11 protein-coding genes and 1 tRNA gene are annotated in these 12,266 nt (G+C 65.9%); 6 read left to right on the forward strand and 6 right to left on the reverse strand.

What is annotated here, in order from left to right:
* Positions 1 to 423: 423 nt before the first annotated feature.
* From nikE to nikA, 5 genes are read right to left on the reverse strand one after another with little or no spacing between them, the layout of a single operon-like run.
* Complete coding sequence (gene nikE, locus V2L18_RS10030; RefSeq protein ID WP_336178093.1) at positions 424 to 1,212, reverse strand: nickel import ATP-binding protein NikE; 789 nt, start codon at positions 1,210 to 1,212, stop codon at positions 424 to 426.
* Positions 1,209 to 2,009, reverse strand: coding sequence for an ATP-binding cassette domain-containing protein (locus V2L18_RS10035; RefSeq protein ID WP_336178094.1), 801 nt, complete (start codon positions 2,007 to 2,009; stop codon positions 1,209 to 1,211). Before V2L18_RS10035 ends, nikE begins: the two co-directional genes overlap by 4 nt.
* Positions 2,006 to 2,878 carry a nickel ABC transporter permease subunit NikC gene (nikC, locus tag V2L18_RS10040; RefSeq protein WP_336178095.1) on the reverse strand — a complete coding sequence of 291 codons (873 nt, stop codon included), beginning with the start codon at positions 2,876 to 2,878 and terminating at the stop codon, positions 2,006 to 2,008. Before nikC ends, V2L18_RS10035 begins: the two co-directional genes overlap by 4 nt.
* Entirely contained in the window at positions 2,875 to 3,819 is a 945-nt protein-coding gene (nikB, locus tag V2L18_RS10045) for a nickel ABC transporter permease subunit NikB (protein WP_336178096.1), read from the reverse strand. Before nikB ends, nikC begins: the two co-directional genes overlap by 4 nt.
* 3 nt (positions 3,820 to 3,822) lie before the next feature.
* Positions 3,823 to 5,391: a nickel ABC transporter substrate-binding protein gene (gene nikA / locus V2L18_RS10050; RefSeq protein ID WP_336178097.1), complete on the reverse strand. Its 1,569-nt coding sequence runs from the start codon at positions 5,389 to 5,391 to the stop codon at positions 3,823 to 3,825.
* Between the two features lie 389 nt (positions 5,392 to 5,780).
* On the opposite strand from nikA, the gene V2L18_RS10055 reads away from it, so the two are divergent.
* The 6 genes from V2L18_RS10055 (at position 5,781) to V2L18_RS10080 (ending at position 11,241) form a co-directional block, all read left to right on the forward strand.
* Positions 5,781 to 6,530 carry an IclR family transcriptional regulator gene (locus tag V2L18_RS10055; RefSeq protein ID WP_336178098.1) on the forward strand — a complete coding sequence of 250 codons (750 nt, stop codon included), beginning with the start codon at positions 5,781 to 5,783 and terminating at the stop codon, positions 6,528 to 6,530.
* Entirely contained in the window at positions 6,527 to 7,291 is a 765-nt protein-coding gene (locus tag V2L18_RS10060) for a transporter substrate-binding domain-containing protein (RefSeq protein ID WP_336178099.1), read from the forward strand. Before V2L18_RS10055 ends, V2L18_RS10060 begins: the two co-directional genes overlap by 4 nt.
* Before the next feature lie 93 nt (positions 7,292 to 7,384).
* Positions 7,385 to 8,053, forward strand: coding sequence for an amino acid ABC transporter permease (locus tag V2L18_RS10065; RefSeq protein ID WP_336178100.1), 669 nt, complete (start codon positions 7,385 to 7,387; stop codon positions 8,051 to 8,053).
* 56 nt (positions 8,054 to 8,109) lie between these two features.
* Positions 8,110 to 8,874, forward strand: coding sequence for an amino acid ABC transporter ATP-binding protein (locus V2L18_RS10070; protein WP_336178284.1), 765 nt, complete (start codon positions 8,110 to 8,112; stop codon positions 8,872 to 8,874).
* 95 nt (positions 8,875 to 8,969) lie between these two features.
* The gene (gene hutG / locus V2L18_RS10075) at positions 8,970 to 9,785 is read left to right on the forward strand and encodes an N-formylglutamate deformylase (protein WP_336178101.1); all 816 of its coding nucleotides are present in this window, start codon (positions 8,970 to 8,972) and stop codon (positions 9,783 to 9,785) included.
* A gap of 91 nt (positions 9,786 to 9,876) precedes the next feature.
* Complete coding sequence (locus tag V2L18_RS10080; RefSeq protein ID WP_336178102.1) at positions 9,877 to 11,241, forward strand: formimidoylglutamate deiminase; 1,365 nt, start codon at positions 9,877 to 9,879, stop codon at positions 11,239 to 11,241.
* A 477-nt stretch (positions 11,242 to 11,718) separates the two neighbouring features.
* On the opposite strand, the gene V2L18_RS10085 is transcribed toward V2L18_RS10080, so the two are convergent.
* Positions 11,719 to 11,808, reverse strand: a tRNA-Ser gene (locus V2L18_RS10085).
* Positions 11,809 to 12,266 lie beyond the last annotated feature (458 nt).

A 12,266-nucleotide genomic window follows, 5' to 3' on the forward strand; every position in this document is an offset into this window, starting at 1 on the left:
GAGAGGCGTCCTTGGACGTTGCGCGCGCATGGACATCGACCACGTCCGGACGTCGATCGCGTATGCGCACGGGCATGTTGCCGATTTCAGCCGATGGGGTCGGCCGAAGGGGGCGGGTCATCAATTCGACCCTGCAAGACGCAGCGTAATTAGCATATTACTAGCTTGTCAATTGCAGTCTGCAATTAATTATTGCGTTGCAAAATATTTCGGCAAACGCCCGAAAAACTGTCAATGGTCGGGGGAATTTCGAGGCATGCGGCACGGCGTTCGCGCGTTTCGGGCAGGATCTGGATAGCGGGCCGCAAATTCGCCGGCGACTATCCGCGCGTTCCAGACGCCACCGATCCCATTTCAGGCTGCATGAGGGAGCGGGAACCGGTCAGGAGACAGGCACCACGCTTCAGGGAGAACCACGCCGGATCAGACCCGCATGGGCATCGCGGGCAAAACAGCCGCGCGCAGGGCCCGTCCGGCGGGAGACGACAGCTCCAACGGTCGGGAAATCTCCGCCTCTTCGCGGACCCGGCCGTCGTCCATGACGATGACGCGGGAGCAGAAACGCTCCACCAGGCGCAGGTCGTGGGTGACGAACAGATAGGCAACCCCGGTCTCGCGCCGCAACGTCTGAAAGAGGTCAAGCATCTGGATCTGGAGATTGAGGTCGAGGTTGGAAACCGCCTCGTCGAGGATGATCAGCTTCGGCCGGGGTGCCAGTGCCCGCGCGATGCACACGCGCTGCAACTGGCCGCCGCTCATCTGCGCGGGCAACTTGTCGGCTTCCGCGGGATCGAGCCCGACGCGCCGGAGAAGCCCGGCAACGGCCCGCCGGCAATCCTCGCCGTCGATGCCGACAAGGCGGCGCAGCGGTTCAGACACGATCGCGGCGACGGTGGAGCGGGGGTCGACCGCACCGATCGAGTCCTGGAAGACCATCTGCACGGCTTGCCGGAACGACCGCATTTCCTCCTTCCCAAGGCTTGCAAGGGAACGCCGCCCGAACAGGATCTCGCCCGCGTCGGGCCGTTCCAGCCCCGTCAGAAGACGCGCCAGCGTGCTCTTGCCGCAGCCGCTGCGCCCCAGCAGTGCGACCGTCTCTCCGGCGTGGATATCGAGCGAGACGTCCTCAAGAACGCGCTTTGCCCGGGATGCCCCGACCAAAGAGAAGGTTCTGTAGATGCGCGAGACGCCGCGCGCGGACAGAAGCGTCATGTGGCAGGCTCCGCCGGAGAGAGGGTCGGATAGAGAGAAAGATGCGCATCGACCAGCCGCCGCGTCGTCGGGTGGGCCGGGCGGTGGAAGACGTCCATGACCGGCCCCGTCTCGACAATGCGCCCGGCATCCATGACGGCGACCCGGTCGGCCAGCCGCGCGACGACGCCCATGTCGTGGGTGACGAGCAGAATGCCGAGCCCCCGGGTTTTCTTCAGCCGTTCGAGAAGATCGAGAATCTCGCGCTGGACGATGAGGTCGAGATCCGTGGTCGGTTCGTCGGCGAACAGGAACGGTGCCTCGCTCATCAGGGCGAGCGCCACCATCATCCGCTGCAGCATCCCGCCGCTCATCTCGAAGGGATGAAGCGCCAGGATGCGCGGTACATCCTCCAGCCCCGCATCGATCATCGCCGCCTCGACGCGGGCATTCCGGCCCGATCGGCCCATTCCCAACGCGCGAAGCGTCTCGTGCGCGTGACTGCGCATCGTGCGCACCGGGTTGAAGGCGCTTCGCGGGTTCTGGAGAATGGTCGCGACATACGCCCCCCGCACTTCCCTTGCCGTGCGGACCTGCCCGTCCAGTTCGACGGTTCCCCCCGCCCGCCATGTTCCCGGCGGCAGTACATCGAGCGCAGCGGCGCACGTCATCGACTTGCCCGAGCCGCTGGCCCCGACCAGCGCCAGAACCTCGCCGCCTTCGAGCGCCAGATCGACCCCGCTCACCAGCTCGCGTTCCCTGCCGTCGCACATCGTGCGGACCGTCAGTCCCGATATCTCCAGGCAGCGCGAGGTCAATGCGCATGCTCCATGCGAAGGTGTGGATCGAGCCTGTCGCGGATCGCGTCGCCGAGCAGGTTGAAGGCCATGACGGAGATGAAGAGGGCCAGTCCCGGCCAGATCATCAGGTGCGGCTCGGTCCAGACGAACTGGCGTGCATCGTTGAGCATCACGCCCCATTCGGCCGTCGGCGCGGCGATGCCCAGCCCCAGGAACGAAAGGCCGGAGACGTGCAGCATGATGTGGCCGATATCGAGCGTGGCGAGAACGACGAGTTGGGACATCGTCGCGGGAAGGAGGTGGGTCCAGAAGATGCGCAGGCGCCCCGTCCCGGCGAGCCGGGAGGCGAGAATGAAGTCGCGATGCTTGAGCGACAGGACGATGCCGCGCACGATCCGCGCATACCAGGCCCAGTGCGACAGGGCGATGGCGATCACGACATTGACCAGCCCCGTTCCCAGCATTCCCACCATGAACAGCGCGAGCACGAGCGTGGGAAAGGTCAGGAACACATCCGCGCAGCGCATGATGACCTGATCCGTCCGGCCGCCGAGGAAGCCGGCCGCCCCGCCAATCCCGATGCCGAGCGCAAGGATCAGCGACAGGGTGACGGCGACCGAGCCGAGGGACACGCGGGCACCGACGAAAAGCCGCGAGAGGATGTCGCGCCCGAGATGATCGGTGCCCAGCCAGTGCGCGGCGCTCGGGCCGTCGAGGCGCGCGGTCAGATCCATCGCGTTCGGATCGTGAGGCGTCAGCCACGGCCCGAAAACGGCAACGGCGATGATCGTGGCGGCCAGCGCGAGCGCGAAGCGCCCGGTCAGGCTCAGCCACGGGCGGCGGCCACTTGCGGCAGCCGGCTTTTCCGGCAGTGCGAGGTCGCTCATTCCACGCCCTCCGCGGAAAGCCGGATCCGGGGGTCGGCATAGGCGTAGGCGATGTCGACGAGAAGGTTGCACAGCACGAAGATGCCGACCATCAGCAGCGTGAAGCACTGGATCACCGGATAGTCCCGGTTGAAGATCGCCGAGACCGCGTAGCGCCCGACGCCGGGCCAGCCGAAAATGCTCTCGATGATGAGCGTGCCGCCGATGAGCTCGCCGACATGCATGCCCGTCGCCGTGATGATCGGCAGGAGCGCATTGCGCAGCACGTGCGAACGCTCGACCGTCTTTTCCGGGACGCCGCGAAGCCGCGCGTAGACCACATGGCGCTGGCCGGCGACCTCGAGCATCGAGGCGCGCAACAGCCGGGCATTGATGGCCAGCGACATGAACGCGATGGCCGAGGCGGGCATGATCATGTGCATCCAGCTGCCCCGCCCCATCGCCGGCAGCCATCCGAGTTCGATCGAAAACAGCAGGACCATCAGGAAACCGAGCCAGAAGTTCGGCATCGAGACGCCGATGAAGGCGACGAGGCGCACGATCTGGTCCGGCAGCCGGTCGCGATGGCGCGCGGCCCACATGCCGAGCGGCACGGAGATGCCGAGCGTCAGCATGAGGGCGAGGCCGGCGAGCTGAAGCGTTGCCGGCAGGAAGAGCAGGAGGTCCGGCAGCACGGGGCGCCGGGTCGCGTAGGAAACGCCGAAATCGAGATGAAGGGCCCGCCACAGCCAGTCGAGGTACTGAACCGCGATCGGACGGTCCAGGCCGAGGAAGAGCCGCGCCTCCTCCAGCGCCTCGGGCGTCGGCGGCAGTTTCGACAGGCGCAGGTAGTCCATCGCCGGATCGCTCGGCCCGAGCCGCAGAAGAAGAAAGATGATCAGGGAGGCGACAAGCAGCATCGGCACGAGAAGCAGCACGCGCCTCACAATGAAACCGGCCATGGATCAGCGCGCCTCGGGATGGATGTTCTCGAAGGGGATTTCGCTCGCCAGAGCGCCGAACGGAACGGGGCCCAGTTCCGGACGCGACACGCGCATGGTGCTGGTGAATGTCAGCGGCAGATAGACCGCCTCCTCGTGCAGGCGGGTGAGGATATCCCGGTAGATCTCCTTGCGCGCCCCGACGTCGGTGGTCACGAGAACCTCCGAGATCAGGGCGTCGATCTCCGCCTTGTCGGGGAGGCCGAGCTGGGCCTGATAGTCCGCATGCGAGGGAACGCGCATCGAGGACAGGAAGGCGTGCGGATCGTAGGGCGCACCCCATGTCCGGTTGAAGATCATCCCGAAGCGGCCGTCTCGCTGGCGGGCCAGCATGCTGCTCTCCTCCTCGCCCACGAGCGAGACGTCGATGCCGACCCGCGCCAGGTCGCCCTGCACGATCTCCGCCATGGACTTCATGACGGCGTCGTTGCCTACGAAGCACAACTCGACCGTCAGTTGCTCGCCGTCGCGCGCGCGCTTTCCGTCTGGGCCCGCGATCCATCCCGCCTCATCAAGCAGCCGGGCGGCGAGTGCGGGGTCGTAGGCATAGGGCTTCAGAGCGATATCGGCATAGGGAACGCTCGGCGCGAACAGGGTGTCGGCCCGTCGCTGTGTGCCGTAGAGCACCGTCGCGATCATCGTGTCCTTGTCGACCGCGTGATTGATCGCCCTGCGCACGGCGAGGTCGCGCGTCGCGCCGCGGTTGGTGTTGAGGGCGAAGACACGCGTCTCGACCGGCCGGGACAGCCCGGTGGAGAATGCGCCCATGCGCTTGAAGCGCTCGAACGTGTCCGGCGAGATCGGTCCGTCCGTGCCGTAGATCAGGTCGATCTCGCCCGTCTCCATCGCCACCGCGCGCGTGTTGGGATCGAGGATGACCTTGACCTCGATCTGCTTTAACGCCGGTTTCTCTCCCCAGTAGCGCTCGTTGCGCTCGAAAAGATCGCGCTCGCCGAAACGTGTCTCCACCAGCGTCCACGGCCCCGTGCCGATCGGCGCCTTGATGCCGTCCACCGTGCCGCCTTTCACGAACTGCGAAGGGGCGATGAAGCGGAAGGGCCGGGGCAGCGCCAGCTCCTCCAGGACCGGATAGTAGGGATCCTTCAGGGTGAGGCGCACCGTGTGGCCGTCGATCGCCTCGGCCCGCTGGATCTGGTTGGCGAGTTCCAGCCAGGCGTGGCGGGAGCGGTTGGCGAGAACCGCCTCGATGTTGGCGACGACCGCGCCCGCATCGAAAGGCTCGCCGTTGGAGAAGGTCACGCCACGGCGAAGATGGAACGTGTAGACCCGCCCGCCGTCGGAAACCTCCCAGGAGGTCGCCAGCCAGGGCGCCAGCGTGCCGTCCTCGCGATAGCGGACCAGCGGCTCGTAGACCATGCCTTGGGCGAACATCTGGTTCGGCGTGTACAGGTGCGGATTGAGCGGTCCGACATTGACGGGCCAGGAGAAATTCAGCCGCTCCTGCGCGCTCGCAAGGGACAGCGCCCCGGCAAGAATGCCCGCCGCCAGGGCAAGCGTAGAAAACAGGCGCATGATCGTCTCCGCAGGCACTTGGGGAGGGAAAGGCGAGTATGATTTTTTCTCAAATATATCATACTGCCGATTCGATCAGCCCCTTTCCCGATGCCGCAGACGCGGCGTAGGCGCGCAGCGCCCTTCCGCCTCCACACGAGTTGCGAAGGCGCAGCCGCCTTTCCGTGCCGCTCCCCGCGTGTGCTGCCGCCCCCGCTCGGCGTGGGCCTGCCGCACGCCGGAACACCCACTGCCTTTGCGCCTTCAACCTGCCGCTGCGTCCGCAAGAGGTTCCGAGATCGCGGAACGGTTCGGCGCCGGCCGCACCTGCCCACAAGTTGACGTCGGCCAGAAAATGAGCAATTATCAAATTTAGAGACATTAATTCTCAAAAAATGGGAATTCAAGACATGTCGGCAGCGGAGCGCATCCTCGACGCACTCTTCGAGATCACGGCGGCGGACGGGCCAATGAGCGCGGCCGAGATCGCGACCGCGCTCGGCGTCCCGCTGTCGACCGCCTACCGGCACATCGCCGTCTTGAAGAAATACGATCTCGTCGTGGATCTGGGCCGCGACGCGGGCTACGCGCCGGGCATCGGCTGCTGGCGCGTCGGTCAGGGCTTCGACGGCGGCCGCTTCCTTGCGGCCCTGGCCGAACCGGAAATGCGGGTTCTGGCGGACGCCACCCGCGAAAGCGTCGGGCTGATGCGCGCCGTCGCGGGCGACGTGTGCTGCGTGGAGATGATCGAAAGCCCGATGTCGCTGCGCTGTTCCTTCGTCAAGGGCAGCGCCCAGCCCCTCAGGGCCGGCGCGTCGGCGAAGTCGCTTCTGGCGTTCATGGCGCCGGGCCAGCGCGCTGCGGTGCTGAAGGCGGGACCGGGACGGGCCGACGACACGCGTCTGGCGGAGGAACTCGCCGCGATCCGCGAGCGCGGCTACGCGGAGAGCGAGAGCGAGGTCGATTTCGGCGTCTGGGGCGTGAGCGCGCCGATCTTCTCCGCGCCGGGCCACCTGGAATGCAGTCTCAGTCTGATGGTGCCGATCATCCGCGTCGGCGACCGTCGGGAGGAATACATCGCGGCGACCGTCGCGAGCGCGGAGAACATCACCAAACTGCTCGAAACGAGCGGGTACACCAGAAAAGGAAACGGACAGTGACGAACCTGAAGAAAATCGCCCGCGGCCTCGCCTTCGCGGCCTCCCTCGCCGGGGCCGGTGTCGGAGCCGGTCTCGGCCCCGCCCACGCGGAAGGCCGCACGATCAACGTCGCCACCGATGCCACGTTCATGCCCTTCGAATTCCAGCAGGACGGCAAGATGACCGGCTTCGACGTGGAGCTGGTGGAAGCGCTCGCCAAGAAGATGGGCGACACCGTCAAGTGGACGCAGATCGACTTCAAGGGACTGATCCCGGGTCTCATCGCCAAGCGCTACGACATGGCGGTCTCCGCGATCTACATCACCGACGCGCGCCGCAAGGTCGTGGACTTTACCAACACCTACTATCCCGGCGGCCTGGTCGTGCTGACCAAGAAGGACGACACCTCCATCGAGGGGCCGAAGGATCTCGCCGGCAAGAAGGTCTCCGTCCAGGTCGGCACCAAGTCCGTCGCCTACCTGAGCGAGCACTACCCCGAGGCGAAGCTCGTCGAGGTGGAGAAGAACGACGAGATGTTCAACCTCCTCAAGATCGGCCGCGTCGACGCGGCGGTCACCGGCAAGCCCGCCGCCATCAACTACGCCAAGAAGAACGCGGACGTGAAGGTCCTGCCGCAGCAGGTCACGACCGAGGAATACGGCATGGCCGTGCGCAAGGATCTGCCTGAGCTGACCGCCGATCTGAACAAGGCGCTTGAGGCGATCAAGGCCGACGGCACCTACGACGCACTCGTCAAGAAGTGGTTCGGCGACGTCAAGTAAGGCGACGTCCCCCGCAAACACCAACTGACCCGGCCGGCTTTCGAACCCCAAGGCGGAGACGCCCCGAAAGCCGGCCTCTTCAGGGAGCACCCTATGGATCTCGATTTTTCGCCTGTGTGGCAGGGGATGGGCGGCCTGATGCACGGCGCCCTGGTGACCGTCGAAGTGACGGTCGCGGCTCTGGCACTGAGCTGCTGCGTCGGCCTTCTCGTCGGTATCGCGCGGCTCGATCCGAAAAAACGGATCATCTATACGGTTGCATCCACCTACGTTCTCTTCTTCCGCGGGACCCCTCTTCTGGTCCAGCTCTTCCTGCTGTTTTTCGGCCTGCCGCAATTCGACATCATGCTGCCGGCCTTCACCTGCGGAATGATCGGCCTCGGCCTCTACTCCGGTTCCTACGTCTCCGAAATCGTGCGCGGCGCGATCCAGTCGATCGACAACGGACAGATGGAAGCCGCGCGTTCCATGGGCATGTCCTACGGCCAGGCGATGCGCATCATCATCCTGCCGCAGGCGGTGCTGCGCATGGTGCCGCCGCTCGGCAACGAATTCATCGCCCTGATCAAGAATTCGGCCCTGGTCTCGCTTCTCACCATCTCCGACCTGATGCACGAGGGGCAGAAGATCATCTCCATCTCCTACCGCTCGCTGGAAGTCTATCTGGCCGTCGCGCTGATCTATCTGGTGCTGACGACGGCCGCGAGCCAGATCCTGCGCCATGTCGAACGGCGCCTGCGGGTGGGAGGCATGGTCCAGTGAGTTCGCCCGACATGATCAAGCCCGACATGATCAACAAAGACGGGAGCCAGACCGGCATGACGTCTTCCGAAAAGCCCATCCTGGAAATCCGCGACCTCGGCAAGTCGTTCGGCAGCGTGCGCGTTCTGCACGACATTTCGCTCACCGTGATGCCGTCGCAGGTGGTCGTCATCATCGGCCCCTCGGGATCGGGCAAGAGCACGCTGCTGCGCTGCTGCAACTGCCTGGAAGTTCCGCAGGAAGGCTCCATCACCATCTGCGACAAGGACATCGTCACCGACGGCAAGATGTTGCCCGACAAGGAACTCAATGCGCTGCGCATGCACGTCGGCATGGTGTTCCAGTCGTTCAACCTGTTCCCGCATCTCTGCGTCCTCGACAATGTCGCGGTCGGACCGCGCAAGCTGCGCGGCATGGGCAAGGCGGACGCGGAGGCTCTGGCCCGCCGCCAGCTTGCCAAGGTCGGCCTGGAGAACCGCGCCGATGCCTATCCCGCCCAGCTTTCCGGCGGCCAGAAGCAGCGCGTCGCCATCGCCCGCGCGCTCGCCATGGAGCCGCGCGTGATGTTGTTCGACGAGCCCACCTCGGCGCTCGATCCCGAACTCGTCGGCGAGGTGCTGCAGGTGATGAAGGCGCTTGCCAGCGAGGGCATGACGATGATCGTCGTTACCCACGAGATGGGCTTTGCGCGCGATGTCGCTGACGAGGTGCTGGTGATGGACGGCACCGTCATCGAACACGGCACGCCGGAGGAGATCTTCTCCAACCCCAGGCACCCGCGCACGCAGAGCTTCCTTCAGTCGATCCTGTCGCCGGGCTGAGCCGGCGAAAGCGCGTTCCTCGCCATCGCTGCCGCCCATCGCATCCGGCCCTCCCTGGGCCGCATGCGCCGCTCTTCAAATACAGGATCTGCTCCATGACCAGCCAGACGCACGAGACCGCCCCTTTCGAAGTTCGGCAGGGAACATCGCCGGTCATCCTCGGCCTTCCCCACACCGGGACCCATGTGCCGGACGATATCGCCTCCCGCCTCAACGAGAGAGGTGCCACGCTGGAGGACACGGACTGGCACATCCACCGTCTCTACGACGGTCTGCTGGCCGACCCCACCACCGTGCGTGCGACCTTCTCGCGCTACGTGATCGACGCCAACCGCGATCCCTCCGGCGTCAGCCTCTATCCGGGGCAGAACACCACGGGCCTCATTCCGCAAACCGATTTCGAGAACCGCCCGATCTGGCGCGATGGCGCGGAGCCGAGCGAGGCCGACATCGCGGCGCGCCTTGCGGCCTTCCACCGGCCCTACCATGCCGCGATCGAGGCGGAGATCGCCCGCGTCAAGGCGATCCACGGCGTGGCGATCCTGTTCGACTGCCACTCGATCCGCTCGCATCTGCCGTTCCTGTTTGAGGGACAGCTGCCCGATCTCAATTTCGGCACCGACGGCGGGCGCACCTGCGCGGCGGAAATCGAGGCGGCCGCCACCGAGGCGAGCGACGACGGCTTTACCCAGGTGCTGAACGGCCGCTTCCGCGGTGGCTGGACGACGCGCCACTATGGCCGCCCGCAAGACGGCGTTCACGCCATCCAGCTCGAAATCGCCCAGTCGGCCTATCTGACGAGCGAGGCCGCGCCCTTCGCCTATGACGAGGTCAAGGCGGAGCGACTGCGCACGCGCCTTGCCGGGATCCTGCACAGGATCGAGGCCGTCGCGCCGACGCTTGCCGGCTGACCCCGGCCGGCGCACCGGGCTGAATTTCCTCGCGGCCGCCTCGCCCGCCGGCCCCATGCACGTTTTCAAGAGACGATCGGACCGAATTAGAATGTCATCGAATTCCATCCACGCCAAAGCCGCCCTTCTCGAAGACGGCTGGGCCGAGAATGTCAGGTTTCAACTGGATGACGGACGGATCGCCGGGATCACGGCGGGCGTCGCCGCGCAGGGCGGGGATGAGCGCGTCGACCACCTGGTCCCGGGCATGTGCAATCACCACAGCCATGCCTTTCAGCGCGCCATGTCCGGGCTTGCGGAAATCCGCGGTCAGGGGACCGACACGTTCTGGACCTGGCGCGACGTGATGTACCGCTTCGCCCTCGCCATGACCCCGGACCAGATGGAAGCGGTTGCCGCCCAGCTTTATGTGGAGATGGTGGAGGCTGGGTTCTGCCGCGTCGGCGAATTCCATTACCTGCACAACGACCGCGACGGCCGCCCCTACGCCAACCGGGGCGAGATGGCGGAGCGGCTGGCGGCTGCGGCCGGCGAGGCGGGGATCGGCCTGACACTGCTGCCCTCCTTCTATGCCCATTCGAATTTCGGCGGGCTCGAGCCCACCGACGGCCAGCGCCGTTTCATCAACGATCTCGACGGTTTCGAGGCTCTGCTGTCGCAATGCCGCGCGATCGCGGCCGCCGCTCTCGGCGTGAGCGTTGGCGTCGCGCCTCACAGCCTGCGCGCCGTCACACCTGAGGAATTGCACGCCGTCGTGGCCATGGCCGGAGACGCGCCGATCCACATGCATGTGGCCGAACAGCTGCGCGAGGTCGCCGACTGTCTTTCCTGGTGCGGCAAGCGCCCGCTGGAGTGGCTTCTGGAGAACGCGCCGGTGGACGAGCGCTGGTGCCTGATCCATTCCACCCACCTCAACGAGGACGAGTTGGACGGCATCGTGAAAAGCGGCGCGACGGTGGGCCTGTGTCCGGTGACGGAAGGCAATCTCGGCGACGGCATCTTCCCGGCGGCCGCCCTGTTGGAAAACGGCGGCCATCTCGGCATCGGGACCGATTCCAACATATCGATCAGTGTCGCCAGCGAGCTTCGCCAGCTCGAATATTCCCAGCGCCTCGCCAGTCATCAACGCAGCGTGGTGGCCCGGCAGGGATGCTCGACGGGGCGGGTGCTCTTCGCGGAGGCACAAAGAGGTGGTCAGGCGGCGCTGGCCGCAACGACCGATCTCGTCGCCGGGGCGCCCGCGACCTTCGTCACCTTCGACACGGCCGAGCAGCCCTGGCTTTCCGGCGATCGGGTCCTCGATGCGTGGATTTTCTCCGAAAGCCTGCGCCCCGACGCAGTGTGGATCGACGGGCGCCAACAGGTCGCCTCTGGGCGGCACCTGCGCGCGGACGCCGTCGCCCATCGTTTCCGCCAGACCATGAGCGACCTGTTGCAGCAGACCGGGCTGCAATAGCCGACAGCCTCCGCAAGGAGGCAAGGCGGGCTCCTTCAGGCGCGCGACAGCGCCGGCGTCGCATCTCGGCACCGTTTCGATTGTCGTTGGGGCGATAACGTCTCCCACCCGAAACTCGCCACGGGTAGGGCGGGAGACGGGCATTTCCGCTTTGTGGAAGCCCCCGCACGCCTCGAAGTCGCGTACCGGACGCTGGATTTGGCCCGTCAGGCAGTCGCAAGGCTGTCGGCTGGTTTCCACGCGCGCCCTGCTCGCGACAGGGGGACCGACGCAACGCCGCCCGACCCGAGACGACCGCTTATCAAGAGCGTTGCCGCCCTTCGCCGGATTCGGGAATGATTGGGGGCTGTGCCGTGGATCTGCCGGCCTTGCGCGTCGCCTCGCAAGCGAACGACGGCAAGAGCGCATGCACAACCGGGCGAAAGGCTGCCCCCGGCGGGGGCGTCCAACGAAGTGAAACTGTCGTGAGCGAAATAATGGCGGAGAGAGAGGGATTCGAACCCTCGGAACGCTTGCGCGCTCAACGGTTTTCGAGACCGCCCCGTTCGACCACTCCGGCACCTCTCCGCAAGGTCCGCCATGTCGGCTGGCGGCGCGGAACATACACAGGGGTCCGCCATGGCGCAAGGCCCGCCGGAGACATCGCGTCGGACCCGATCGGCAAAGCCATCGCGCGGCGCGGAATTCCGCCGAATTTTCCATGTATAAAATGCAAGCCGGCCAAGATGGAGGACAGCGGAGCACCGAGGCAGGACCGCTCCACGCTGACACGCGAAGCGTCAGGGGAAGCGCCAGGGGAAAGCACCGCAGGAACCGGACGCCCCGCCCCGGCGTGTCGCACCAAAAACGCACCGCGCTCGCTTAATGCGGCAAAAGGCGCAGATTTCTCGCATCGGGCGTTGACGCCAAGGGGTGAAACCGTATATTGCGCAGGCTTCGCGAATGGCGGGTTCTGCCCGTCCAACGCGCTGCCCGAGGCTCAAGATGTACAAGACGTCGCCCGGTACCGTCAGGTCCGGCGATGC

Source organism: Breoghania sp. JC706 (assembly GCF_037026715.1).
In the GTDB taxonomy this organism is placed as follows: domain Bacteria; phylum Pseudomonadota; class Alphaproteobacteria; order Rhizobiales; family Stappiaceae; genus Breoghania.